The sequence below is a fragment of the Vibrio marinisediminis genome, from assembly GCF_014050145.1.
In the GTDB taxonomy this organism is placed as follows: domain Bacteria; phylum Pseudomonadota; class Gammaproteobacteria; order Enterobacterales; family Vibrionaceae; genus Vibrio; species Vibrio marinisediminis.
This window is the reverse complement of record NZ_JACFYF010000013.1, coordinates 87,156-112,024: the sequence shown is the minus strand read 5'-3', so window position 1 is coordinate 112,024 and position 24,869 is coordinate 87,156. Positions and strand designations below refer to the sequence as shown.

The window sequence follows — 24,869 nt, the reverse complement described above, 5'->3', positions numbered from 1 at the left end:
TTTCTTCTGAGCTTTAGGACATTTTAACTTGGTAAGAAATGAGTCATTTTAAAATGGGATAAACAAGCATGGGTAAATTTAACAAATGGTAATTCTGTATTTCCCTTTAGATAAACCTTTTAAAATTCATCACGTTACCAATTGTTCTATATCCTTTTACAGCGCCTGTTGTCCAGTCCTCTTGGTTGACACGTATTGTTACATTTTGCATCATAACTCGACGTCCGGACAGTTATAACTAATTAAAATTACTATGGTTTCTATATGACAAAACGTTCTATAAAAATCGTCCCGACTTTAAGGTTTGCTCATGAACTATGATGCTTTTTCCATCTTATTTTGGCGTGTGTTTCCCAATGTTGCTGCTGGTGCCGAGTATTTTCACGTCAACAAGACCACTGTTAAGCGTTGGCTTTCGGGCAAATACCCAATCAATCCTATGGCTGAAAAGCTACTCATCATCAAATCTATTGGTTACCTGCCTAATGATATTCGTTGGAAAGGATTTCGTATCGACGAAGCTCGCGCCGTTCTAATCACTCCCAGCGGTCGTGAGTTCAATCCCAAGGAATTGGAATCCTTTGCCTATCACAAGGATGAATATCAACAAATGGTCGAGTTACACGGTCACTTAGCTAACCCTGTGTACATTCCTGCTAAAGAGAATCTCTTACCGTTTCGTGGTGGTCGTCGTATGAAAGCCGCACCTTGGATTCCGTCTAAACTTAAGCGCTAATAAAAAACCCGCTTTAAGCGGGTTTTTTATTCATTGTGTTTTTCAAGAAAACATCTTCTTCTAGGGATAATATATTCCTAAAAAATGGCGTCTTTTCACCTTCAGTCATATGTATATCAACCATTCGTGCTATTTGTCTCTTTTCCCACATGTCTGCTCTTGAGTAATAATCTCTTATCTCTAAAACTTCACCTCTACCAACAAGACCCTCAAGTTGCTCTAAAACTGCTCTTCCAATATAACTACCTTCGTTTCTGCGCAATTGTCTGAAATAATCAAAAAGTAACACTTTATTTTTAAATGCGCCTGAACCAAAAAAACGCACAATATAAACTAGAATATATTCTGGCGTCTTTGCAAGTTTCAACCATTCATTTAACAGCTCTGATATTTCTGATACCTGTTCATTAGAAAACATATCTTCTTTCTTCGATATTGCATCTAACGTATATGGAATAAATTGAGGGAATTTATTAAGTAATTTCACACTTTCAATTAGTATATATGGGCTTTCTTGAGATACCCCACCTTTTATTAACTGCACGAAGCTTCTAGGGTCTATCACTATGGATTCTTGAATTTCATTCAATATTGTATCTGTATCCAAATCAACTAATTTTTTTGACTCGCCTACGGTAAGATTACGAAATTTAGTTGGAATGAGACCCGAATAACCCCTAATAATCTTTGGAACATTGAATTTATTGTTCAACGTCGCATCGTCAAACGGAGGGACTTCATCAACTAAAGGAACTTCATCTGATTGAGGCTCTTGACTTTCTGTTTCTTCACTTCCATAGCAAGAGACATCTTTGATTTCCGTCTTGCTAGTATTAATGAATAGTCCTTCCATACTCAGTCTTTTTACTAGCAAAGATAGCCAGTGATGCGCCTCTGCCGCATCTTTGGCAAATATCCTGTAATCATCGACAAATCTACAAAAATCAACTTTCTGAGATAATAGGTAATTATCAACTTCAATTAACGATGCTTCTGCAAGAATACGACTAGCGTTTGATCCAACAGGAAGACCGTAAGAGTCTCTATTTGCCCAAAAAATGAGTAGTTCATTAATTTGACGAATAACGTTTTTATCGCAACCTTGAATAGATTCTAATACACACTCTAAACGATGTAGATTTAGGCGATCATAGAAATTCGAAATATCACACGAAACAACAACATTTATTTTATTTTTCTTAGAACGTTTTGACACATATTCTCGAAACGATGTGTAGTTGTATCTTGGATCAAATAGATATCCTTTCTGATGAGAGAATCTATATGAAAATATTCTATTATCACTCCTATTTATCCTAGCCTTTTCAATCTTTGTGGCTAACTGGAGTACAAGAGCTAAGTATTTCATTTCATCTAAAGGCTGAATGTGAGCACATTTTCTGAAATCAAATAATTCTTTTTTTGGTACTAATACATGTGAAATTGGTGAAACTTTTAAAGATTGGAGGTTATGTTGCTTAAATGATGCCTTAATTAGCCGATAAACCTCTTCTTCGACACTTCCCTTGATCATAGCCAATTCAAATGGACGAAGAAAAACCTCTACGTCAGTAGTACCTTCTTTTTTAACATTTTCAACTGCTAGCTTAATTGCATCTTGAGTTTTCATTCTTATCCTAAAGCCAAGCTAATTACCAGCCCAATAACATGTCGAGACAGCAATGAAAACAGTATGTTATCAGATGGTTAAATTAGAATTCATGATCTTATTGTACGCGATAAGCAAGCATTGTCATAAGCACTTAGTGGAGTTCCTAGCTTGCCATCACATTACACCCACAAGCTCTTCTGGTTAGCTCGCTGAATTAGAATGAAAGAGGGTCAATCCGAATTAAATGCGCCAAACACCTTCCGCACGCTAGTTTCGACGTCGTTCAAGCAATCAAAGTTAATTTCCATTCTAACGTTTTCAAAATCACCTCAGATGAATACTCAGAATTATTCCCAAGTTCGCACTGGAAAAGCTTGATACACGACATTGCTTGTCTGTAACCAAAGAAACATTGTAGCACTAGATGATCACTGCTGGTGTTTGGATTGAGCGCGCTCACTTGAACTAAACTCTGCATTCACCTGCCTAACAGCCGCCAAGACTGAACCCTATGGATGGTTATTCCCACGAACGGTTTGAATGACGCACAATTAACGCAGTCTGTTAGCTCTTATCGTGCTAACAAGTTCATGCCCATCAATAATAGGGATTGTATAAATCTAAACCAAGACAAACGTGACAACGTATCTTCACCAAAATGTCGTTATTTAAGCTAGCACCACAGCAAAGAAAGCAAAACATAACGAGACAGTCTCTTGAATTCCAATCCGTGACACGGTAACCGCAACTAAACAAGAACCGAGTTATATACCTGCGAGAAAGCTAAGCGTAAGTGACAGTCTAACATAGCAGAATAATAAACTGGTGTAATTCACCCATTAATCAGCCTTGGCGGAAAAGTGTAATTAAATTACACCTTAAGTTCAAAAGCAGGCGCTTCAGCACAAATCACTACGTTAAGTTATTGATATTTCTTATTAAACGCGTGGCGTGATTAATAACCCACGCTTTGAGCATTTGAAGGGATTCGGATGTATTTTGTAGAGAGTAAATTTGATTGGCTTATGGAGGGTATCAGTAAGTTAATTTACGACTAGTTATAGTGCACTGGAGTGGGATTAAAAAGGCAGTTCCCTGCCCTTACAATTATTGCTTCTGTTTTGCTTCTTCGCGGATTTTAGTTGCAACAATCTTGATTGCTTCTGCCGTACTAATGCCCTGCGTCATTAACTTTTGAATTTCTTCTACAGCTTTTTGCTGTTCTTCATGGCTCAAGCTTAAATCATCAAACATAAAAAAGGCTCCTAAAAATAGGAGCCGACTATATTACGATTTAACGGCGATTACTAGTAACTCGTTAAGAAGTTAACGTAAGCCCCAACGGAGTTTTCATTGGTATAGCTTGCGCCGACATCAAGTTGGAACAAGTTAAGCGGGGAAAGACCGATACCCGCTGTAAACGTATCATCGCTGTTGTCGTATGCTAGATTTTTCTTCCAGCCTGCGCGAAGTTTTAACTGGCGAAGTAAATCTACTTCCGCACCAACACGTAGCATTTGTGTGTTGTCGTTAAATCCAATATATCGTTCTTCTTCTTTTAGATCGTAATCAACACTTAACGTAAAGTAATCTGCCACGATACCTGCACCCACTGTATATTGTGGGGACATTTCATAAGCGTAAGAAATTTTAGATCCATCCACAGCAGAAGTGATGGTCTGAGTTTGGATATCGCGAGAAATCATATTTGTCGCTGCAATACCAACACGAAACGGACCATAGAACCACAAGAAACCAGCATCCATGTTGAACATGGTTTCACCTTGGCTATTATCACGTAGGTCTTTAAAGTCGTAGTTGGTTAGGCTAGCTTCATAAACATAAGTGTAAACACGTTGCAGTTTTGGTGTTAAACCAAAGGAGATGTGTTGTCCCATAAAGGTTTGGTATTTAGCTAATGAAATACCCGCCTCTGCAACGCCTACACTAACTGCTTGAACGGTGCTTTTCGACGCATTTTCCAGTGCTGTACCGCCAGTGGCTATTTGGGAAGTTGCATAAGATTCAGTATATAGCTTGCCAAAAGCGTTAGCGGCAACAAATTGGTTAGGGATAGCAAAAGCGACAACACCGCCAATATCCACTTTAAGGTTATCACCTTCTAAGCGGTCTAGTGCTTTCTGCGCGTTCGCTACATCACCTCGATTGATTACACCTTCTGCATATTCTATATCGTCTACAAAATTACCTGTGTCCGTATAGTTAAAACCGATGCTAGGTGTGATCATGCCAACATCATCATTACGACGGTAAATGGCGGTTAGTGCAGGGTTATAAAAAGGAGCGGTCAAAAAGTTTGCCGAAACAACCCCAACGCCACCCATTGCGTCGCCGCGAGCTTCAATTGCGTAGTTAGCAGCGTGTGCGCTACCAATAGACATTGCAACGGCAAGAGGTAATAGTTTGTATGCTGTTTTCATATAAAAGCTAAATAGTTAGTTGCGTTGGTATTTTATCGCCCAATTGTCGCCTAACTTGAGTTAATCCTCTACAGAAACATCATACGTTTTGCTAATTATTTGAGTTTGTTCAACGATTATCTTACCTTGCCAACGCCTATGGTTCATTGAAACGGCTAATACGTAACGCCCGGCGTCGATTTCTTCTAAAGGTAAAGATTGCGGATAGTCGGATTCATAGCTGCCATTCCAAACTTGGTTATAAGTGCCATCAACGTAATCATAAACGGCGGCGTTAAGCTTAGGTAGCGGACAATTTGGGTTGAGCAACGCGTTTTGCTCTACCTGCCAATTATGTTTTGATGCCCATCGAACGGTCATGTATGTCTTAGGCTCACCCAAAATTAGCCATGAACTCCATGATTCATTACTCTCATTGACAATATCGATGCGATAAAGCCCCATCGCCAGTTTGTTATTAATGTTATAGCGCTTTGAATAAGTCACCATACCCGTTTGATTTTCTCGGATACGTTCTAACGAGTTGTCACTGGAAATCGATTTATCGACCCAACGTGTCAGGGTGATATTTGAAATCGGCTGGTTAGCCTGAACTTCGACGGTTGCACGGAAAGCATCTCGTCCAGGGCTTTGAATTTCTGATCTTTGAACCAATACGCCCTTGAGCCATTCTGGAAATTGCTTGCTATGCAGCCCTTTACCACAATCAACTTCAAATGACTGAACGAGTAGATCATTGAGATGAGGTTCAAGTGTCGAACTATCTTCAAGCTGCCATACTTCAACTAACGAAGAAAACATGGAAGCAAGATCATTGTTTAACAAGTGTTTGTGAGTTTGAGTCAATGGAGAATTACTTTCAAACCACGTAATGCCTTCCGAGGCAACAGGCGCGCTGATAAGCGCACCTGCAATCAATAGAGTTTTGCCTATCATGCCTTCATCTTGTAACCAACACCGCGTAGTGTCTCGATTTCAAGCCCTGGTAGTTTCTGACGCAGCTGTAACACATGAGTATCTACAGTACGAGTTGTTGGGAAATGGTTATAACCCCAAACGTGATCAAGCAACTCGTCTCGCGTAAATACTCGACCTAAGTTGCTTGCCAAAAACAGCAACAAATCAAACTCGGTTCTTGTTAGTGTAATGAACTGCTCATTAAAGAAGACTTCTCGCGTACTTTTGTCAATTAACAAATTTTCCGTACGGACTTTGCTGTCGTCTTCGTCCTGTCCATCCGGTGTACGTAATTGTGCACGAATTCGAGCAAACAACTCTGCTTCAGCAAATGGTTTTGTTAAGTAATCATTTGCGCCAGAGTCTAAACCGGCTACTTTGTCTTTTACTGTAACCAGAGCGGTTAGTAAGATCACTGGGATCTCTTTGATCGTTTTCCACTGAGGAAGGTGGGATACCGAATCACCATCTGGCAGTTGACGATCTAGAATAACAAGATCTGACTTTGCCCAATACTGCTCAACATCTGCGATAGTTTCAGCGTGGTAACATTCATACCCCGCCTGTTCAAGGCTGACAAGTAAGCCGTCCGCTAAGTTTTTGTCGTCTTCAACAAGAAGCAGTGTCTGTTTCACAAGGTATCTCCAAAATAAACGTTGTTGGCGGACCAACGAGTGTCATCTTGCCACCCATTCGACCAACCATTGAATCAACGATAGTTAAGCCCAAGCCTAAACCACTTTTACTAACAAACGGTTTGCGTAAATTACGCCAATCTTTTTGAGTTAGCTTTCCTTGGTCTATTACGCTGAACACAATTTTATTGTTCGATGTATTCACATCTAACTTTATCGGCTTAACTCCATATTTAACCGCATTTCTTATTAGATTATCGAGACAGGTACCCAACCAATAGACGTTGAGCTTTGCCGCGACATCTCGATTGATGTCAAATTCGATTTGATGATCAAACTCTTCCTCAATCTTAAATTCTAACCATTCTTGCACAGATGGTACCCATTGTGATGCAAGAGGTTTGTTATCTGATTGCAAATAATCTTTGCTTGCTTCTGCTAGCTGTCTTAAACGCCTTGAATCTTCACATAGACGACGAAATTCATCGTAAACAGATTCAGGTAACTCTTCAAATTCACGGCGAAATCCTTCAACCGTTAATGACAAGCTCGCAATAGGCGTTCTCAGTTCATGAGTAAGAATTTGCAAAACCAGCATCCTACTCTTCATTTCTTTTCGTTTGGTGTTCCAACGATAAATTGACCAACCAATGACCAATAATATATTCGCGATCACCAAACCAATCATACTGATTTTTAGTATATCTGCATGATCTTCAACATCCCAACAGATGTTACCACGTTGTACAAAACAGGCGCCTGACTCAGCCCCTAACGTAAAGCTTAAACCAGCCTCAGTTACATTTGGGCTCCAAATTGATTCAGGATATACATAGTAACTGTCGTTTTTTCTCAACCAGAGATCTTCGCCTTCCAAAAACATACTCGCACCAGAGATCAAGGCGGTAATCGTTTCTTCGCTCATTCTCTGTAGGCGACCAAGTAGCGTATTTGAGTTGGCTAATGGGCGCTCTTTGATATGCATGAACTGCTCAAGTTCTGCTACTTGCTCTGGCTTGGTGACAATGTAACGATTTGCATAAGTACCACCACCCGGGTGAATCAAACCGCTTCGTGCAAACCAAGTGACGCTCAGTGTCGTGCCCTTACACATTGCACGTGTAAATACCAAAGGCTCTGTCACCAACGGACTTAAAGGCAATTTCCCAGTACAGGATACCGAAAGCTTGTATAACCTTTGGATATCTTCGAGTGGATAGCTAGAGGTCTGAGGGAGCATAGATTGAGGCGTGAGCAATCTTGTTGGGTAGTCAGATTGCAATACGCGCACATCGTAAGACACTGCCGCATCTGATGTCTTGAATAAATTAACAAATTTATCAATACGTTCCGGCAGTGTATCCGCTTTAGCACCAACAGATGCTAAGCTAAGAATGCACACCAAGATCTTTATCATTGTATATTTCAAGGCAAAACTTATTAAATCAGCGAGTTACCACCAGACATTGTCATTATGACAAGTCTCGATGCTTTGAATGTGATATTCATGTCAATTATAAATTGATTTAAAAAAGGCCAGCATAATGCTGACCTTTCAATGCTTTAGTAAGCTTATAGTGCTTTCGCGATAGCGTCTACACTCTCTTTTGCGTCACCAAACAACATTTGCGTATTTTCTTTGAAGAACAATGGGTTTTGTACACCCGCGTAACCCGTGTTCATTGAACGCTTAAAGACGATAACATCTTTTGCGTTCCAAACTTCCAATACTGGCATACCAGCAATTGGGCTATTTGGATCTTCAAGTGCCGCTGGGTTTACCGTGTCGTTGGCGCCGATAACCAATACTACATCAGTCGATGGGAAATCATCATTGAGTTCATCCATTTCCAACACGATATCGTAAGGTACCTTCGCTTCCGCTAACAATACGTTCATGTGACCAGGTAGTCGCCCTGCTACAGGGTGGATACCAAATCGAACATCAACACCTTGTGAACGAAGCTTTTCGGTAATTTCATGCACTGGGTATTGTGCCTGAGCAACGGCCATACCATACCCTGGAGTGATAATAACTGATTTCGCGTTTTTCAGCATATCAGCGACATCTTCTGCATTCGTTTCGCGGTGTTCACCGTATTCTTGGTCGCTTGAGATAACCACCTCTTGACCAAAACCACCAGCAATAACACTAATAAACGAACGATTCATTGCTTTACACATGATGTAAGAAAGGATCGCACCTGACGAACCAACCAAAGCACCAGTTACAATTAGAAGATCGTTTGCAAGCATGAAACCTGCTGCCGCCGCAGCCCAACCTGAATAAGAGTTCAACATTGATACTACAACTGGCATATCTGCGCCGCCAATTGAAGCAACAAGATGGTAACCAAATGCGAAAGCAATCAAGGTCATGACAATCAATGCGAACATGCTGCCGTCAGCTTTAACGAAGTAGATCATTAATAGCGTTGAAACGACAATCGCTGCCAAGTTCAACTTGTGCTTATGAGGTATATTTAACGGTGAAGATGAAATAACACCGCGCAATTTACCAAATGCGACAACAGAACCGGTAAACGTTACCGCACCAATGAAGACACCAAGGAATACTTCAACTAGGTGAATAACATGATGTGCATTAAGTTCTGATTGAGAAAGTAAATCAGCATTCGCAATCGCCGGTGGATCAATGTAGCTATTAAATCCAACCAACACCGCCGCCATACCAACAAAGCTGTGTAAAATCGCTACCAACTCAGGCATTTCCGTCATTTCTACTTTCTTAGCGTAGAAAATACCGATCGAGCCACCAATCGCCATAGCGATAAGTACCCATACCGTACCTGATGCGTCAGGGCTAAAGATCGTTGCGATCAAAGCAAACGCCATACCAGCGATTCCGTAGTAGTTACCTGCTCTCGCAGACTCCTGCTTCGATAAACCCGCTAGGCTCAAAATGAAAAATATAGCAGCAACAATGTAAGCTGCTTGTACTAGTCCTGCAGACATTCCTTGTTACTCCTATCGATTAATACGGAACATTTCAAGCATACGCTTGGTCACGGTGAAGCCACCGAAAATGTTGATGCTGGCAATCAAAATCGCAATAAACGACAAGAATGTCACCGCCCCATTCCCCTGACCAACTTGCAATAATGCACCGACTACAATGATGCCTGAAATTGCATTCGTCACAGACATAAGAGGAGTATGAAGTGCATGTGTTACATTCCAAACCACGTAGTAACCAACCACGCACGATAGAATGAATACGGTGAAGTGAGCTAGGAATGAAGCCGGTGCGACAGAAGCAACCCAGCCAAATGCTACTAGTGCTACACCTAAGCCAATGAGTTTTTTGACTGGTGATACCGGTTTTTCCTCTTTCTTTTGAGGAGCCGGTGCTGCTTGAGGAGCTTGTTCTGGCTGTGCCGAAACTTGGATTGGTGGCGCAGGCCATGTAACTTCACCTGCTTTGACTACTGTTACACCACGCAATACAACGTCTTCAAAGTCAATATCGATGTTGCCGTCTTTCTCTTTGCACAGCAGTTTCATCAAGTTAACAAGGTTAGTTGAATAAAGCTGAGAAGATTGCGTCGGTAAGCGACCAACCATATCCGTGTAACCGACGATTTTTACGCCGTTTGCAGTCGTGATAACTTGATCCGCTACTGTGTATTCACAGTTACCACCGTTCGCCGCAGCTAAGTCAACGATTACACTACCAGCTTTCATGCTGTCTACCATTTCTTTGGTAATCAGCGTCGGCGCCGGGCGTCCTGGGATAAGAGCTGTGGTTACAATGATATCAACGTCTTTCGCTTGCTCAGCATAAAGCTCTGCCGCTTTTTTGTTGAAGTCATCAGACATTTCTTTTGCATAGCCATCGCCGGAACCTGAATCTTCTTGAAAATCAACTTCCAAGAATTCGGCACCCATAGATTGAACTTGCTCTTTTACTTCCGGGCGAACATCAAATGCGCGAACAATGGCACCTAAGCTACCCGCCGCACCAATCGCAGCAAGGCCAGCAACACCAGCGCCCGCAACCAGTACTTTTGCAGGTGGTACTTTACCTGCTGCTGTAATCTGCCCAGTAAAGAAGCGTCCAAATTCGTGTGCGGCTTCCACAACTGCGCGATAACCCGCAATATTTGCCATTGACGAAAGCGCGTCTAGTGCTTGAGCGCGAGAGATACGTGGGACAGCATCCATTGCCATGACATTGATGTTTTTGCTTGAAAGCTGTTCCATCAATTCTGGATTTTGAGCCGGCCAAATAAAGCTAACAAGAGTCGCTCCATCTTGCATTAAAGCAAGCTCATCAATGCCCTTTTCGCTATCAATAATAGGCGCATTAACTTTAAAGATAATTTCAGAAGCCCAAACGTCATCTTTCGTGACAACTTTTGCTCCTGCGGCTTCAAAAGAGGCATCGTCGAAACTTGCCAATTCCCCTGCGTGAGATTCAACGGCTACGTCAAAACCCATTTTGATAAGCTGCTCAACCGACTTCGGTGACGCAGCCACTCGCGTTTCTCCAGCGAGTATTTCTTTTGGCACACCAATTTGCATAGCTATTCCTTGACTATTGGCACAATGATTATTCTTTTTCTAACTAACGGCGGTCCGAATTTCAAGCATTTAGTAATAAAAAAGCGGAAATCCATTCGCTAAGACTAGATATATTCGTCCATTTTGCAATTTTAGATGTGATCAAACAATACAATCCCTCTGAAAAGAGGCCTTACCAGATCGCAAAAAAGAGAAGAAAAAACAATAAATTAGTTTTCTTACTTACAAAAAAAGAACCATGAGCATAACTGCTAATGGTTCTAAAATTTATGACATCTATCAAATCCGATAACACTAATCGAAAATTTTACCGTTCATCTGATCTATAAACATTTGCGCTTTTTTCAACATGAATTCATCAGCGTCCGCACGACTAGAAAGCACGTCAGATCGAATAAATCGATGAGATTTAATTTCACCATCCACTTCTTTCTCGATCCGACCAGCGATTCGGTATTGACCGGACTCTTCTATCGCTTCTTGATAAATCGCAAAACCTTTGTATTCGACAGGTTCAACGTTTACCTTCTTTGTCTCTACTTTACTGTTTCCAAACAGACGTGAAAATAGCCCCACTGTGACTCCTTATTTTATTTGTTGTTTTAGTATTGGCTTTTCAAACCACTCAAGCTCGGCGTCTTCATCAAAACGAGGGTTAGTAAAAATCACAGGGAATTCATCTTGGCGATTTTTTCGGCGATCTTCCAAAATCATCCCTTTAGCTGAAGACACCGCTGTTTCAGCATACTCTTTAAGCAACATCAGACGTTGCTCTGACAATGTTGAGAGAAAATCAATATCATGGCGAATATAGACCGGCTTTAACTGTATCAAAGCCAAACAAGCAAGATCCGCCAATTGGTCGTTGTCAAATTGCTCAGTGTACTCTGGTCGAGCTAAAACCTGTCCAACTAAATTTTCCATATAGTTATGGACGTCTTCACTAATTTGCATTGCTTCTCCCCGCGCCTACATACCGGTTAATTCCGCGTTGTTGATCCATAATACGCGCTGACAAAATCACCTTCAGCTTAAGTAAATCTAATACAAGGTTAGCCGTTTCTGAATAAAACAATACCGATTGTTTATGGTATGACGCATTTTTCATCCAATTTATTAGCAAAACACTTGGAATATCATTTAATAACGTTATGCTTACTCGTTCGGTAATCATCATCAATACCAAAGGCGCATCTAATTAATGTCATTTTCAATCGTAACATCTAGCTGGTTTCGTTTTTCGTTTCCGTTAGGATTGTTGCTCTTGATCGCATTCGGCATTGACAATGTCACTGCTCTAATCAGCGCTAATGAAAGCATCAGTATCAATCTCCCGTATGTGCTATTTACTGCCACTATTGTTTTAGGGCATGTGTTTAAGCAAAGCCGTTGTGCGATGGTGGGTACGGCGATGTTAGTCACCTATTGGATCATACAGAACTCATTACAAAGTCCACTCTCAACTGGGACAACGTTACTTGAACTATCATTGCTGGCATTTTCATTGCCAGCGGCTTGTCTAGCCATTTACCCATTCAAAGATAACACAATTAGAAGTAAGGGCTTTGCAAGCTATTTGGCTATTTTGGTGTTATTTGTAATTTGGAGTCAACTGACTCTGAACTATGTGGTTGATACAGGAGCGAACCAACAAGATTATGCGCTATTGTACGTGGCCCCTGAAGTTTCGCGTCTACCATTAGTTTTAGTGTTGTACCTCACTGCTGTCGTGCTCTCTTGCGCAATCGCGGTATTAAAATTCAATCAGATTATTGATGCGGCAGTCTATTCCTCAGTATTAATAGCCTCATCAACCTTTGTATTTTTCCACGTCAGTTACATCTCCAGTGCATTGTTTAGCTTGTCGGGCATCTTACTTTTGATATATCTAATGTCTGCCAGCTACGAGCTCGCCTTTAATGACCGTTTAACGGGTATTCCTGGCAGGCTGGCGCTCGAATCTGATCTTAAACATCTTGGGCGCAAGTATTCTCTGGCTATGCTCGATATTGATCATTTTAAAGCATTTAATGACACTTATGGTCATGATACCGGCGATGACGTCCTAAAACTGGTCGCCAGTAAGCTACGCGAAGTGGGCGGCAACGCACGCGTTTATCGCTACGGTGGCGAAGAATTTACCGTGCTCTTTAAAGGTAAGTTTGCCGATGATGCATGGGACCATTTAGAAGAACTGCGCATAAGTATTGAAGAGTACGAATTAGCACTGCGAAACATGGGCGCTCGTCCTAAAGACAACAAAGAAGGCAGCAAGAAGCGAAACAACAGCAAAAAGTCAGATACAGTTTCGTTGACCATCAGTATCGGAGTTGCAGATAGTTATGAAGCGCGAGACACCGCCGTTGTATTGAAAGCGGCTGACCAAGCTCTATACAAAGCGAAGCAGACCGGCCGCAACCGGGTGGTTGCAGCTCAGTAATGTAATGCTCTATTGCTCTTGGTATTCCATTGAAGGGTCGTAGATGACGTATCGATTACGCCCTTGTCTTTTTGCCTGATACAGCGCGCGGTCAGCCATGTGGTACAGTTCGTCAACTGTTTCTCTTCCCGTTGGTTGTAGGCTAATCACTCCTTGTGACACGGTCACATACTGCGCCACATCGCTGTAGCTATGGGTAATACATTTATCCGTTAATGTCTGTTTTACGCGCGCCGCATGTCCTTCCGCTTGATAGACATCGCTATGACCTACCAAAATGACAAATTCCTCGCCGCCATAGCGCCCCACAACTTCACCGTTTCGAGCAAAGAGGTTTTTGAGTGTTGTCGCTATTTCCACTAAGCATTGATCGCCTTGGATATGCCCATAGTTGTCGTTATATAGTTTGAAAAAATCAACATCCAATAATATCACGGTGAGAGACATGGTGTGGCGACCGTGTACTGAAATCATCTCTTTCAGTTTTTTATCTACATCTCGGCGGTTACGGACCTTGGTTAATCCGTCTTCACTTGCCAGTTTTTCAAGCTCTTGGTTTAACCTAGCCAGATCAGCTGTTTTTTTATTCAGTTGATTTCGCATAAAGGCAATGCGCTGCATCGCGGTCAGTTTTGCTCTTAGCACCAGTTTATCAACTGGCTTAATTAGGTAATCATCACCACCCGACTCTATGGCATTTGCAATAATCTCAGGCGCATCGTGTGAACTTAAAAATATGATAGGAATCCACTCTGGGTAGAGCTCTCGAATTTTCTGCGATACTTCAAAACCATCCATTTCAGGCATCGTGATATCAAGCAACACAAGATCTGGGTTAAAATCGGGATAAAGTGCTAATGCTTCTTTGCCGGACTCCGCCATTTCAACGATATGCCCCAACTGTTTGAGTCTGATTGCTAATTGCATACGCTCCATTTGCACATCATCCACCAGCAATATTTTCATAGTTGATCCTGTCATTTCTTATTATTCGACCTAGCGGCAAACTACCCAATAAATCAGATATTTAAACTTTAGCATACTTTACGTGTGCCAAATCCTCCACTAAGGTTGACATTTATTGCAGAAAAACTAGCATATCGCGGGATATACAACGTAAAAGAGAAAAGACTATGTCTGACGTGACTCCAACTGAGAAAAAAATCATCGATCTGTCTACTGTTTCAGCAGAACTTCGTCAAGTAATTGAGTTTGACGGCGTACCAGAAGCGATGTACGAGATGGTTGTATCAATCCATGAAGTATCTGAAGATGCTGTACGTGAGTCGTGGAACGAGCTACCGAAGAGTGCGCAAAACATTTTAGATAACTTTGAACAGTTTCATGCACTCGTTTCAGTTAGCCAAGCATTTGCCGGTCTAAACGTAATGGAAGAGTTTCCAACACTAAACCTTCCTGAAGGTATGACTGACGAAGACAAAGAACAGTACCGTGCAACGCTACTTGATCAAGTGCTGCACAACTGCGTAAAAGACATGGTTAAGCAACTTAAAAAAGCTCGCCGTGATCCAATTCTAAAGCGTGATTTTACTGACGTATTCGCCAAGTAATTCACTCGAACTGATAAAGCCGCATAACGCGGCTTTTTTTATAGGTCAGCAGTAACTCTCGTTGAAGCAAATAGTCAAACAAAAAAATATAGAAGCTAATTAGAAGTATATTTGTGTGTTGATTCAAAAGTCCTTCTAGCAAAACACAAACCAATTCATCTATACAAACTTTATAAATTTAGAAAAATCCTCAACTCTTAAACGCTTATTGTTTAGTCTTTAAAGTCTCTGCGGCATATAAAATCATCCACTTCACACTAACCTTTATTACACTACAATTTAACAATTAAACCATTGATTAAATAGCAAACTATTAATAAACTCCACTCATATGTTGCACTTATAGAATAGAGTGACAATGATAATTATATTTAATGATAACTATAATAGACTTTAATCCATGAATTCAGTCGGCTTACAATATAAAGATAGAAATAGCAGTAATTCCGTTTTTTCAAAATACCGCTCATTGACTACTGCCCTTTTGTGTACCTTGGTTTCTACATCCACTTTTGCAACTGAGGCAGAGATAAAGCCAATTGTGCTATTTCAAAGCGAAATACACCAAGGTTCGTACCTTTATTTAGTTGATAAGGGAACTCGTCGGTTTGAACAAACAACCTCTATTCCTGTTACGCGAAAGATCATCGATAAAAGCAATGGTCTCTATATACAAGAACTCATTAATGCAGCAAAAGAGGGATACAGCCCTATAGTAGTCATAGAGTCAAATTCAATGGACACGTTTGCTGATGTCGCTCGCACATACCCATCTATACGCTTTATTTCACTCGACGTTTCGTACCATGTTCCAAACATTCTCGGACTGACTTTTAATCATGCAGAGGGGGCTTACATAATTGGCTACCTTGCTGGTTTGAAAACTAAATCAAATAAAGTTGGGTTTATCGGTGGTAAAAACATCCCCACCATCAATAACTTTAAATGTGGCTATGAGTTAGGGCTTAAAGACTCAAACCCAACAGCAGTTTTAAATACTGATTACATAAATAAAGGTCCGCGTTCTTGGGATGATGTTGACAGTGCAAAAGCCATTAGTCAAAAAATGCTTGATGAGAATGTAGATGTTATTTTCCCTGTCGCAGGGTACGCAAGTTTAGGTGTTATGGAAGCCGTTAAAAATGACGGTGATAGCTTTAGTTTTGGCGTTGACCAAGACTATTCAATGCAGTTTCCAAGCTCAACACTAGCATCACTTGAGAAGAAAGTTGATGTCGCCGTATTCGCAGCACTAATGCAACTAAAAAATGGTATCTGGAACGGTAATCGCAAGCATTTTGGTATTAAACAAGGTGTCATCAATGTCGCCATTAATAGTCATAATCCTAGCGTTAGCACATCTGACAAAACGCTGATCGACAAACTCATTCTGGAATTGAAAGGCAAGAACAACGCTATTTCACAAAAAATCAACCTTAGCTGTTCATCAACACAATGAAAAAACTATCTTCGTACGTCATTTCGGTTTTCTTGATGCTTACAACGATTCCATTTGCACTCGTCGTAGGTCTGTATATTGGGCATGATTTATACCTAGAGCATCAAAAACAAACCATGCGTTATGAGCGAGTCATTGCACAACAGTTGCTAGATTCGAGAATTGCGTTATCCCAGTTCGACTTATTACAAGCTGAATTAGTCACAACTCAAGTGTCTCAACTTGATTATATTGTCTCTGTTAAACTTGAATCTTTGGTATATGGTTTAACACTTGCTGAAGTGATCAACAAACACAATGATGATCTTCAAACTCATACGCTTGTGTACTCAATCGATAACAAGCTAGGTGAAACTATTGGTATATTAACCGTAGAAAAAGACAAGAAAGCTTTCGTTCAAACTACCTTGAAAGCTATTGCGCCGAAATTAGTCGTACTTACTCTCATATTACTCACCGTTTCCCTTGCATTCACACGAACAATTTTAGCGGCATTAAACCGTCCTTTTTTGGAACTACAAAAGTTTGCTTTTCAGATTGCCAATGGAGACTATCAAACCCCTTCCAAAACGGATTCAAACATTTTAGAAATAACGACAATTTTCAGCTCACTCGAAACGATGCGACGGAGGCTTAAAGACACGATATTTCAATTAGAAAAAAGCGAAGAGAAACATTCTCGAACTTATAATCTAACTCAAGTGTGCTTATTCGTAATTAATGTAGAAAAAAACTTAATCATTCGCGCAAATTCGAAGTTTTTAGATGAATTTGACCCGATTCCGAATGAACGTAAACGAGCTGTGTTGGAAGCCTTTATCCAAGAAATAATGAAGAACTCTTCTACAGAAAGTTTCAACTATTCATTATTGATTAGAGATCAAAAACGGTACTTCCAGATCAATCGGAGCAACATAATTCATGGAGAGGTCGAGTGCTCAGCTCTCGAAATTACAGAGCTGATGGAAGCGAAGCTTAAAACGGAATCTATGCTGCTCACTGATGCTTTAACCCACGTAGCGAACCGCCATTGTTTTAATACAGATATGGCAAAGTTTCAAAGGCTCACAGGCACTGAATTAACAGTCATGATTCTCGATTTAAATGGCTTCAAAGCTATAAACGATGATTATGGGCATACTGCTGGCGATCATCTACTGATTGAAGTAGCACAACGATTAAACAATGCGTTACAAAATGAGCCAGCAAAATTATATCGTCTTGGTGGTGATGAATTTGTCATTTTACTTCAGCAAAAGTATTCCCACTCGCACGTTGAATTGTTAATTGAAATGCTCTTACGCACCTTTGACAACCCTGTGCACTATCAAACTCAACCGCTATTTGTCTCAACAAGTATTGGAGTAGCGCACTATGATCAATCATGCGGTAGTATAAGTGACACGATTCACCAAGCTGACGTTGCCATGTATCAAGCCAAAACAAGTGAACTCAAAGTCGCGTACGCCAGTAACTTACTTTTGCTGCAACATCAGCATTCTACAAACCTTGAAGCACAACCTGTTTAATGATGGTTATTTAAAAACGATTAACTAAACCTAGAGATTACATCTAAGATGCGAACTCAGAAACCTCGGTATATAGACGTTAATGAAAAACATTATTCTATTGAATAGGGATCTAGCACGTGTATGCATTGGTGAAAGACGTGCAGTATAAAAGTCACTTTCTACAACTCGGAGTAAGTGGATAGTGTCTATTTGCGTGTAACAGTAGAACAAGACCTTATCGATTGATTTTTTCAGGCACAATAAACTGTAATTGAAATCCAGCATACGCAGACATGAAGACACACGCTACAAAGCGCTTTCTTTTCAGTAACTTGGGATTGGTAGAACTTTAGAAAGGATTGGAGCGTACTGCGGGAATCGAACCCGCATCATCAGCTTGGAAGGCTGAGGTAATAGCCATTATACGAAGTACGCTATGTCTTGAAGACAGGAACAATATGCCACATATATTTGAAAAGAAAAGCCTTTTCTTAGTAAATTCGCATCAACTGCCGACTTAATCGGCAATGTGATGCCTCTTCCACCAATTTAAGCTGTCTTCTCATTATCGTGAAGAGGCAGTTGCCAGTATTGCGCTAAAACAAATTGGTCTTTTCCCTTCGCTTTTGCCTGATACATCAAGCTATCTGCTTCAGAGAGTGAGATATCAGCGCTCGCAATATGGTAGTACGCACAACCTAAGCTAACCGTCACTCTTGTTTGGTCTTCAAACAGAACCAGTGCACGTATTGAGTGACATAGACGTTCAGAGAGACTTTTTGCCTGTGCAATATCAATGTTTGTGCATACCACAGCAAATTCTTCTCCTCCTATTCGTCCTATTAAGTGTGGCGATTTAATCACCTTTAAGGCAGCCTGCCCTACAGACCGAATCACAACATCACCAACTTGATGACCATAGGTGTCATTAATCGTTTTAAAATCGTCGATATCAAATAACATGATACAAACTGAATCATTGTTTGCTACGCGATTAGAAAACTGCGAATAGAAGTGGTAACGATTACTTAAACCCGTAAGTTGATCGGTTTCTGAAAGGTATTTCAGTTCACTATTTGCCTTCTCCAACTCTTTTGTTTTAGAGCGTACTGTTATTCGTAGCAAGATCATGTAACTGAATACGGCTATCACGAATGCCGCCGTAAGAATGGGTATGAGATAATTTGGGTATACTGTCTCGATGTACATCCAGCGACTAAAAATCTTTTGCTTAGATTCGTTGCTAACACTTGCCATTCCATGCATAAGGCGGGTTAATAGATCGTGATGACCTTGGCTGGTCGCCGGTCTTAACAACCCTGAGTAGAGGTGTTTCACACTAGTAAACTGTAAATTTGCTTTGGAACTATGGAAATAGAAATGAGCAACTTGGCGCTCAGCGATAAAACCATCGATTTCACCTTTAAACGCAGCAGCAATCATATCTGCATTGTTATCAAAAGTAATAACTGCGACATTCGGATAGCTTTCTATTGCAAATGAATGCTCAATTCCGCCTTCAACGACACCTAACACAAATGAATGTTTACCTGAAAGTAACTCAGCCACATCAATGTTCAGTCGATTTCGATTGATAAACAGCTGTGTCTCCACCCTCATGATGGATTGACCGTAATCCAAATATACATCGCGCTCTCGAGACCAAAGCAGCCCGCCATGCACATCTGCTCTGCCGTCTTTAACCGCTTGCAATGACTCATTCCAGTCGACTAGTAAAAATGTAACTGGCGTACCCGTCATGCGTGAATACTCACGCCAGTAATCAACAAGAATGCCATCGGGCTGCCCATTTTCATTTATGAAGGAAAATGGCTTCCAAGCCTTAGAGTTGGCAATAACTAAGGACTCAGGGTTGTTTTGATGCGCAGAAGCATACAACGGCGCCACAAACATGAGTACGAGTAACAGTAAACGGAACACAGCATACCTCTAACGACACCGAATAGTCCCTTAAAACAACGCGGCGTAAATTGATGTTTGAAATACTGTGTATAGTTGATATTTCGATACCCACATACTCTGCACGTGAATAATATGACCCACCTCGCACCTTAAGCAATCGCGCACATAAATGAACAAGAGTTGATGAAGATGATAGGACAACAAAGCCCCTCTTTATCTAAGCTAGATGTAAGAGAGGCTTATAAAGAAATGCTTAAATAGTTGCAGCAGTGATGTAGTTATTTAACTCTTGGTTCGATACCGTCGTGATTAACTCGTCATCCAAGTAGAAATCAACTGAATCCGTTCCTTTCTCACCGCGTAATACTTTTTGCTCACCATTGCGGTAAGTAATATTCATTTGCAGCGTATTATCGTCAATTTGCTTCATGGTTGCGTTTTCAACATCGCTATTACGTGCAAGTGGGACACTCGTCAGCGCAGGATCAAGCTGTCCATTCACTTTGATGTAGTTTTTTGTTGGGGTATCAACCACCGCTGGCGATTTACCTGAAACAGGGTTTGTGCCGGTCCAAAATTCAATGGCATTGAAAATAAATAAATCGATTGTCCCTGCCAGACCATAAACCGGTGAAAGCAATAAAAACATACCTTCACGACCGTAACGGTTATCCACAATTTCGAGGTTGAACTTAGACACCAACCCTGTGGTTGCCATCTGTCCCATACAACCTGTTAATGACGAAACACCTAGCGCAGCGACAACTGCAATTTTTACTGCTTTCATTTCTAATACTACCTAAGAAAAATTTCGCGCATGCTACTCCGAGTTATGCCTATTGGGAATCACACCGTGGATTAATTGACAAAAAACTTACCAACTGTAGCAAAATGACCCATCTTGAGATCGTTAATGCTAGACAGTTGTCAATTTGGTCCCAATGAATGACTTGAAAAGGCATAAGGTAGACGATTATCTGGCTTTCCCTCGTATCCATTGATAGCAATCCTCTAAAATATAAGTTTATTTTTATAATTCTCACAAAAAGAGATTCCAATCACATTTTATTTGGTTATAATTCGCGCCCATTGCGATTTATGTTGATAAACGCAAACATATTTTGAATAAATAGTGTGTTAACCCATCCTCTTTGACGAGGAAAATGAGAAGAAAAATGAGCAAGATTGATAAAGCTATGCGTATCCTATTAGCAGGATTCTGTATCAACCTTTGTCTTGGCATTCTGTATGCCTGGAGTGTATTTAACAAAGCGCTGGTCACCGTATCAGGATGGAGTGCAGCCGAAGCATCAGCACCTTACGCAACCGCAACTATCACTTTCTCTATCTGTCTTCTAGTTGCAGGCATACTACAAGACCGCATGGGTCCTCGTAAGATTTTAATCTTAGGTACTATCCTGACTGGTCTAGGCATGATTGCTTCTGGCTTTGTTGAAACTCCAATGATGCTAAACATCACTTTCGGTGTTATCACAGGTGCAGGTATCGGTTTTGGTTATGCATGTCTAGCGCCTTCTGCAATGAAGTGGTTCCACTCTTCTAAGAAAGGTATGGTTAATGGTGTGATCGCTGCAGGCTTTGGTCTTGCTGCTATTTATCTAGCACCAGTGACATCGAATCTTATCGAAAGCATGGGTATTCAAACCAGCTTTATGATCCTTGGTGTTGGTATTCTAGCGATTGCTGTACCTCTAGCGGCAACGATTAACAACCCACCTGCTGACTACACGCCAGCAGAACCAGCGGTTAAAGAAGGCCAAGCTCCGAAAGCGTCTAAGAAGTCAGAAGACCTAACTTGGAAAGCAATGCTAAAAACACCACAGTTCTACTCTTTGTGGATCATGTATGCTTTTGCCGCTTCTGTTGGTCTAATGATCATCGGTAACATCACCACTATCGCAAGCGTACAAGCTAACTTGCCAAATGCAGTTTACCTAGCTTCTCTACTTGCAGTATTCAACTCAGGCGGCCGTGTTGCTGCTGGTATGCTTGCTGATAAAATCGGTGGTGTTCGTACGCTACTTATCGCTTTCGTACTGCAAGGTATCAACATGGTACTGTTTGCTACTTTCCAATCAGAAGTAACGCTAATCATCGGTACTGCTGTTGCAGCAATTGGTTACGGTACTCTACTAGCAGTATTCCCTACTCTAACCGCAGAATTCTACGGTCTGAAAAACTACGGTACTAACTACGGTGTGCTATACACGGCATGGGGTATCGGTGGTGCAATCGGTGCTGCTATCGTTGGTTTCTCAATGACTCATGGCGAAGGCTACGGTCTTGCGTACACAATCTCTGCATCAATGATGGCAGTTTGTATTGTGCTTGCATTTATCACTAAGCCGCTAACAGAAGCAAAAGTTGCTGAATTGAAAAACGCTTAGTAAATCGAATTCGTTCGAAATAGGCTTACCCTCGTGGTAAGCCTTTTTTTTGCCTATACCTCGCCGTTGCTTGCACGTATAAACTGCTATCGGTTTATTCTCACAACTAATTTAATTTCGTATCTATCTAAACGTATCGATTACAAGACGTTATACTTAGCGGTAAATTCGAATAACACTTTTAAAAAATGCCTTTACGTAAACTCTTTCTATTAAGTCTAGTGACCATTTTCACTGGCTGTGCCACCTACGCAGGTCTTAACTACAATCAACTTTTTGGCGAGCCTCAAGTTCGCGAACGCAGAGCAACACTGGATACCGTTCAAAGTGACCAGTTCCTTAGCCAAGTGAAGCCTATTATTGATAATCGTTGTGTTGTGTGCCACGCCTGTTATGACGCACCCTGTCAGTTAAAAATGAGTTCCGTTGAAGGCATTGACCGTGGTGCAAGTAAAGAGCTTATCTACCAAGGAACACGCCTAACAGCGGCAACACCAACCCGCCTTTTCGAAGATGCACAAACAACTGAAGAATGGCGAGCTTTAGGTTTTCACCCGGTATTAAACGAGAGAGAGCAAACTCCTACCGCAAATATGGAAGCTGGCTTAGTTGCGCGTCTATTAATGCAAAAAGAAGAACACCCTCTACCGGATGACGTCCAACTAGAAGGCTTTGATTTTTCTATTGATAGAGAACAAGTTTGTCCTACCATTGAAGAGCTAGACCAATACCAACAAGACTACCCAACTTGGGGAATGCCTTATGGTATGCCAAACCTGACTAACCCAGAGTACAACACCTTACTGAGTTGGCTTGAGGATGGCGCCATTATGAACAAGGCAATTCCATTGACGCTACCACAGCAAACACTCGTCGATAAATACGAAATGCTGCTAAATGGTAACAGCCTAAAGCATCAACTGGTTGCCCGTTATATTTACGAGCACCTGTTTTTATCTCATCTTTATTTCTCTGAATTAAATGACGAAAAACCACGCTTTTTCACATTAGTTCGTTCTATTACACCTCCGGGTGAACCTGTAAAGCGCATTGCCACTCGCCGACCATATGACGACCCGAATGTTGCTCGTGTGTTCTACCGCATCATTCCTGAGCAAGGCACCATCGTGGATAAAACCCACATGCCTTATGCTCTAAACAACGCACGCATGGCCGATTGGCAACTTTGGTTTTTTAATGATGACTATCAAGTAACGCAACTACCAAGCTACGCGCCAGAAATTGCCGCAAATCCAATGACGGCATTTATTGATCTACCGGTGAAGTCACGTTTCAAATTCCTACTTGATGAAGCACAAAATACGATTTCAGCCTTTATAAAAGGGCCTGTTTGTCGTGGTCAACTTGCTTTGAATGTTATCAATGACCGCTTCTGGGTGTTCTTCTTAGATCCAGATAAAAGCGATATTCCTGAAGTTAACGAATTCTACCGTTCACAGGCAGAAAACCTAAAGCTACCTGGAGAAATCGAGAATACTGCGTTACCAATTACAAACTGGGTTTCCTATTCTCGCCAACAAGCACGCTACCTTGAGGCGAAGTCAGAATTTATCAACCATTGGTTTAAAGATGGAAAGCATCTCGACACCAATGTAATTTGGACGGGTAACGACACCAATCCAAATGCTGCATTAACCATCTTCCGCCATTTTGATAGCGCCTCTGTCGTCAAAGGTATGGTTGGGTCACCACCAAAAACAGCGTGGATTCTTGATTACGCTCTGCTAGAGCGAATTCACTATCTACTCGTTGCAGGGTTTGACGTTTATGGGAATTTTGGACACCAACTTATTACCCGTATGTATATGGATTTCTTACGTCTCGAAGGTGAAAGTAATTTCGTGGCACTACTACCGCGTGATGTTAGGCATAAAGAGCAATCAAGCTGGTATCAGAACCAAAGTACGCAGCTGAGTGATTTTTTACAGCGCAACGTCAAACCTTTTGATCAACCGACACAAGTACCTTATCGTACCGATGATCCTAAGGCAGAGTTATTTCAAATTCTGCAGCAAAAGCTCTCTCCAGTACTTGAGCAGCGTTATAATATTGTCGACACTGGCTTCAGTGCAGACAATGAAGCGTTGCTAAGAGAGATAGGATCAATACGTGGTGAAGGGTTGCGCTCTATACCGCAAATCATCATGCTCTTGATTGAAAGCAATGATGGTCAAAAGCAATTGTTTACCTTACTCCATAACAATGCCCATACCAATATCTCAAGCTTATTTGATGAGGAAAGCAACCGTGATTACAGTCACGATGACTTAACTTTGGTTCGTGGCGTGATAGGTAGTTATCCAGCGGCATATTTGTCTCTTAAAGAAGTGCAGATTCCTGCATTAGTAAATATGCTTAAAAATATGCGAAACGACGATGACTACATCAAAATGTTAGACGCTTTTGCCGTTCGTCGTAGTAACCCTAATTTCTGGTCATTTAGCGATTCTGTGCATGCTTGGTACAAACACGATCAAATCATCGAGTTTGGCTTACTTGACTATAATAGATTCGAAAATAGATAACTGACTTAGAGTTAACAAATGGTATGAGTGATGTGTATTGCAGTCCCGTGCGCATCGCTCAACTTAACGAAGCGCGCTTTTGTCA

The 24,869-nt window shown here is 41.2% G+C and carries 20 protein-coding genes and 1 tRNA gene; 7 read left to right on the top strand and 14 right to left on the bottom strand.

What is annotated here, in order from left to right; translation table 11 throughout:
* The first annotated feature begins 310 nt into the window (after positions 1-310).
* Positions 311-736 carry a phage protein gene (locus H2O73_RS16875; protein ID WP_182110097.1) on the top strand — a complete coding sequence of 142 codons (426 nt, stop codon included), beginning with the start codon at positions 311-313 and terminating at the stop codon, positions 734-736.
* A gap of 13 nt (positions 737-749) precedes the next feature.
* On the opposite strand, the gene H2O73_RS16870 is transcribed toward H2O73_RS16875, so the two are convergent.
* From H2O73_RS16870 to H2O73_RS16825, 10 genes are all read right to left on the bottom strand, one after another.
* Positions 750-2,366 (bottom strand): RNA-directed DNA polymerase, encoded by a 1,617-nt coding sequence (locus tag H2O73_RS16870; protein WP_182110096.1) that lies wholly within the window; start codon positions 2,364-2,366, stop codon positions 750-752.
* Between the two features lie 1,089 nt (positions 2,367-3,455).
* Positions 3,456-3,602, bottom strand: a complete 147-nt coding sequence (locus H2O73_RS16865; RefSeq protein WP_182110095.1) for a YoaH family protein — start codon at positions 3,600-3,602, stop codon at positions 3,456-3,458.
* Positions 3,603-3,655: 53 nt separating this feature from the next.
* Positions 3,656-4,789, bottom strand: coding sequence for a conjugal transfer protein TraF (locus tag H2O73_RS16860; RefSeq protein WP_182110094.1), 1,134 nt, complete (start codon positions 4,787-4,789; stop codon positions 3,656-3,658).
* 60 nt (positions 4,790-4,849) lie between these two features.
* On the bottom strand, positions 4,850-5,725 hold the full coding sequence (locus H2O73_RS16855; protein WP_182110093.1) for a DUF2861 family protein: 876 nt from the start codon (positions 5,723-5,725) through the stop codon (positions 4,850-4,852).
* Positions 5,722-6,381: a response regulator transcription factor VxrB gene (gene vxrB, locus H2O73_RS16850; protein WP_182110092.1), complete on the bottom strand. Its 660-nt coding sequence runs from the start codon at positions 6,379-6,381 to the stop codon at positions 5,722-5,724. Before vxrB ends, H2O73_RS16855 begins: the two co-directional genes overlap by 4 nt.
* The gene (gene vxrA, locus H2O73_RS16845; RefSeq protein WP_182110091.1) at positions 6,356-7,798 is read right to left on the bottom strand and encodes a sensor histidine kinase VxrA; all 1,443 of its coding nucleotides are present in this window, start codon (positions 7,796-7,798) and stop codon (positions 6,356-6,358) included. Before vxrA ends, vxrB begins: the two co-directional genes overlap by 26 nt.
* Before the next feature lie 155 nt (positions 7,799-7,953).
* Complete coding sequence (gene pntB / locus H2O73_RS16840; protein WP_182110090.1) at positions 7,954-9,357, bottom strand: Re/Si-specific NAD(P)(+) transhydrogenase subunit beta; 1,404 nt, start codon at positions 9,355-9,357, stop codon at positions 7,954-7,956.
* Positions 9,358-9,369: 12 nt separating this feature from the next.
* A complete protein-coding gene (locus tag H2O73_RS16835) occupies positions 9,370-10,926 on the bottom strand; it encodes a Re/Si-specific NAD(P)(+) transhydrogenase subunit alpha (RefSeq protein ID WP_182110089.1) in 1,557 nt (518 codons plus the stop codon).
* 294 nt (positions 10,927-11,220) lie between these two features.
* Positions 11,221-11,502: an HlyU family transcriptional regulator gene (locus H2O73_RS16830; RefSeq protein ID WP_182110088.1), complete on the bottom strand. Its 282-nt coding sequence runs from the start codon at positions 11,500-11,502 to the stop codon at positions 11,221-11,223.
* A gap of 9 nt (positions 11,503-11,511) precedes the next feature.
* Positions 11,512-11,880, bottom strand: a complete 369-nt coding sequence (locus H2O73_RS16825; protein WP_182110087.1) for a late competence development ComFB family protein — start codon at positions 11,878-11,880, stop codon at positions 11,512-11,514.
* 247 nt (positions 11,881-12,127) lie between these two features.
* On the opposite strand from H2O73_RS16825, the gene H2O73_RS16820 reads away from it, so the two are divergent.
* The gene (locus tag H2O73_RS16820; RefSeq protein WP_182110086.1) at positions 12,128-13,366 is read left to right on the top strand and encodes a GGDEF domain-containing protein; all 1,239 of its coding nucleotides are present in this window, start codon (positions 12,128-12,130) and stop codon (positions 13,364-13,366) included.
* Positions 13,367-13,375: 9 nt separating this feature from the next.
* Here H2O73_RS16820 and H2O73_RS16815 read toward each other — a convergent pair whose 3' ends face one another.
* Positions 13,376-14,332, bottom strand: a complete 957-nt coding sequence (locus H2O73_RS16815) for a GGDEF domain-containing response regulator (RefSeq protein WP_182110085.1) — start codon at positions 14,330-14,332, stop codon at positions 13,376-13,378.
* Between the two features lie 167 nt (positions 14,333-14,499).
* Between H2O73_RS16815 and H2O73_RS16810 the strand changes: the two genes are divergently transcribed.
* The 3 genes from H2O73_RS16810 to H2O73_RS16800 all read left to right on the top strand — a co-directional run bounded on the left by H2O73_RS16810 (position 14,500) and on the right by H2O73_RS16800 (position 17,925).
* Entirely contained in the window at positions 14,500-14,937 is a 438-nt protein-coding gene (locus H2O73_RS16810; RefSeq protein ID WP_182110084.1) for a DUF3069 domain-containing protein, read from the top strand.
* Positions 14,938-15,337: 400 nt separating this feature from the next.
* Positions 15,338-16,396, top strand: a complete 1,059-nt coding sequence (locus tag H2O73_RS16805; protein ID WP_182110083.1) for a BMP family ABC transporter substrate-binding protein — start codon at positions 15,338-15,340, stop codon at positions 16,394-16,396.
* Positions 16,393-17,925 carry a GGDEF domain-containing protein gene (locus H2O73_RS16800; protein WP_182110082.1) on the top strand — a complete coding sequence of 511 codons (1,533 nt, stop codon included), beginning with the start codon at positions 16,393-16,395 and terminating at the stop codon, positions 17,923-17,925. Before H2O73_RS16805 ends, H2O73_RS16800 begins: the two co-directional genes overlap by 4 nt.
* 342 nt (positions 17,926-18,267) lie before the next feature.
* Here the strand turns inward: H2O73_RS16800 and H2O73_RS16795 are convergent.
* The 3 genes from H2O73_RS16795 to H2O73_RS16785 all read right to left on the bottom strand — a co-directional run bounded on the left by H2O73_RS16795 (position 18,268) and on the right by H2O73_RS16785 (position 20,617).
* Positions 18,268-18,342, bottom strand: a tRNA-Gly gene (locus H2O73_RS16795).
* A gap of 114 nt (positions 18,343-18,456) precedes the next feature.
* Positions 18,457-19,848 carry a transporter substrate-binding domain-containing diguanylate cyclase gene (locus H2O73_RS16790; protein WP_368737170.1) on the bottom strand — a complete coding sequence of 464 codons (1,392 nt, stop codon included), beginning with the start codon at positions 19,846-19,848 and terminating at the stop codon, positions 18,457-18,459.
* 235 nt (positions 19,849-20,083) lie between these two features.
* A complete protein-coding gene (locus tag H2O73_RS16785) occupies positions 20,084-20,617 on the bottom strand; it encodes a DUF3332 domain-containing protein (RefSeq protein ID WP_182110081.1) in 534 nt (177 codons plus the stop codon).
* A gap of 388 nt (positions 20,618-21,005) precedes the next feature.
* Between H2O73_RS16785 and H2O73_RS16780 the strand changes: the two genes are divergently transcribed.
* Both H2O73_RS16780 and H2O73_RS16775 read left to right on the top strand, forming a co-directional pair.
* On the top strand, positions 21,006-22,238 hold the full coding sequence (locus tag H2O73_RS16780; RefSeq protein WP_182110080.1) for an L-lactate MFS transporter: 1,233 nt from the start codon (positions 21,006-21,008) through the stop codon (positions 22,236-22,238).
* Positions 22,239-22,426: 188 nt separating this feature from the next.
* Positions 22,427-24,784 carry a fatty acid cis/trans isomerase gene (locus H2O73_RS16775; protein ID WP_182110079.1) on the top strand — a complete coding sequence of 786 codons (2,358 nt, stop codon included), beginning with the start codon at positions 22,427-22,429 and terminating at the stop codon, positions 24,782-24,784.
* The last annotated feature ends 85 nt before the right edge of the window (positions 24,785-24,869 follow it).

Bases quoted from the DNA above. Each gene is read 5' to 3' on its own strand.
- H2O73_RS16875 (WP_182110097.1), top strand. From the start codon at position 311: ATGAACTATGATGCTTTTTCCATCTTATTTTGGCGTGTGTTTCCCAAT.
- H2O73_RS16870 (WP_182110096.1), bottom strand. From the start codon at position 2,366: ATGAAAACTCAAGATGCAATTAAGCTAGCAGTTGAAAATGTTAAAAAA.
- H2O73_RS16865 (WP_182110095.1), bottom strand. From the start codon at position 3,602: ATGTTTGATGATTTAAGCTTGAGCCATGAAGAACAGCAAAAAGCTGTA.
- H2O73_RS16860 (WP_182110094.1), bottom strand. From the start codon at position 4,789: ATGAAAACAGCATACAAACTATTACCTCTTGCCGTTGCAATGTCTATT.
- H2O73_RS16855 (WP_182110093.1), bottom strand. From the start codon at position 5,725: ATGATAGGCAAAACTCTATTGATTGCAGGTGCGCTTATCAGCGCGCCT.
- vxrA (WP_182110091.1), bottom strand. From the start codon at position 7,798: ATGATAAAGATCTTGGTGTGCATTCTTAGCTTAGCATCTGTTGGTGCT.
- pntB (WP_182110090.1), bottom strand. From the start codon at position 9,357: ATGTCTGCAGGACTAGTACAAGCAGCTTACATTGTTGCTGCTATATTT.
- H2O73_RS16835 (WP_182110089.1), bottom strand. From the start codon at position 10,926: ATGCAAATTGGTGTGCCAAAAGAAATACTCGCTGGAGAAACGCGAGTG.
- H2O73_RS16825 (WP_182110087.1), bottom strand. From the start codon at position 11,880: ATGCAAATTAGTGAAGACGTCCATAACTATATGGAAAATTTAGTTGGA.
- H2O73_RS16820 (WP_182110086.1), top strand. From the start codon at position 12,128: ATGTCATTTTCAATCGTAACATCTAGCTGGTTTCGTTTTTCGTTTCCG.
- H2O73_RS16815 (WP_182110085.1), bottom strand. From the start codon at position 14,332: ATGAAAATATTGCTGGTGGATGATGTGCAAATGGAGCGTATGCAATTA.
- H2O73_RS16810 (WP_182110084.1), top strand. From the start codon at position 14,500: ATGTCTGACGTGACTCCAACTGAGAAAAAAATCATCGATCTGTCTACT.
- H2O73_RS16805 (WP_182110083.1), top strand. From the start codon at position 15,338: ATGAATTCAGTCGGCTTACAATATAAAGATAGAAATAGCAGTAATTCC.
- H2O73_RS16800 (WP_182110082.1), top strand. From the start codon at position 16,393: ATGAAAAAACTATCTTCGTACGTCATTTCGGTTTTCTTGATGCTTACA.
- H2O73_RS16785 (WP_182110081.1), bottom strand. From the start codon at position 20,617: ATGAAAGCAGTAAAAATTGCAGTTGTCGCTGCGCTAGGTGTTTCGTCA.
- H2O73_RS16780 (WP_182110080.1), top strand. From the start codon at position 21,006: ATGAGCAAGATTGATAAAGCTATGCGTATCCTATTAGCAGGATTCTGT.
- H2O73_RS16775 (WP_182110079.1), top strand. From the start codon at position 22,427: ATGCCTTTACGTAAACTCTTTCTATTAAGTCTAGTGACCATTTTCACT.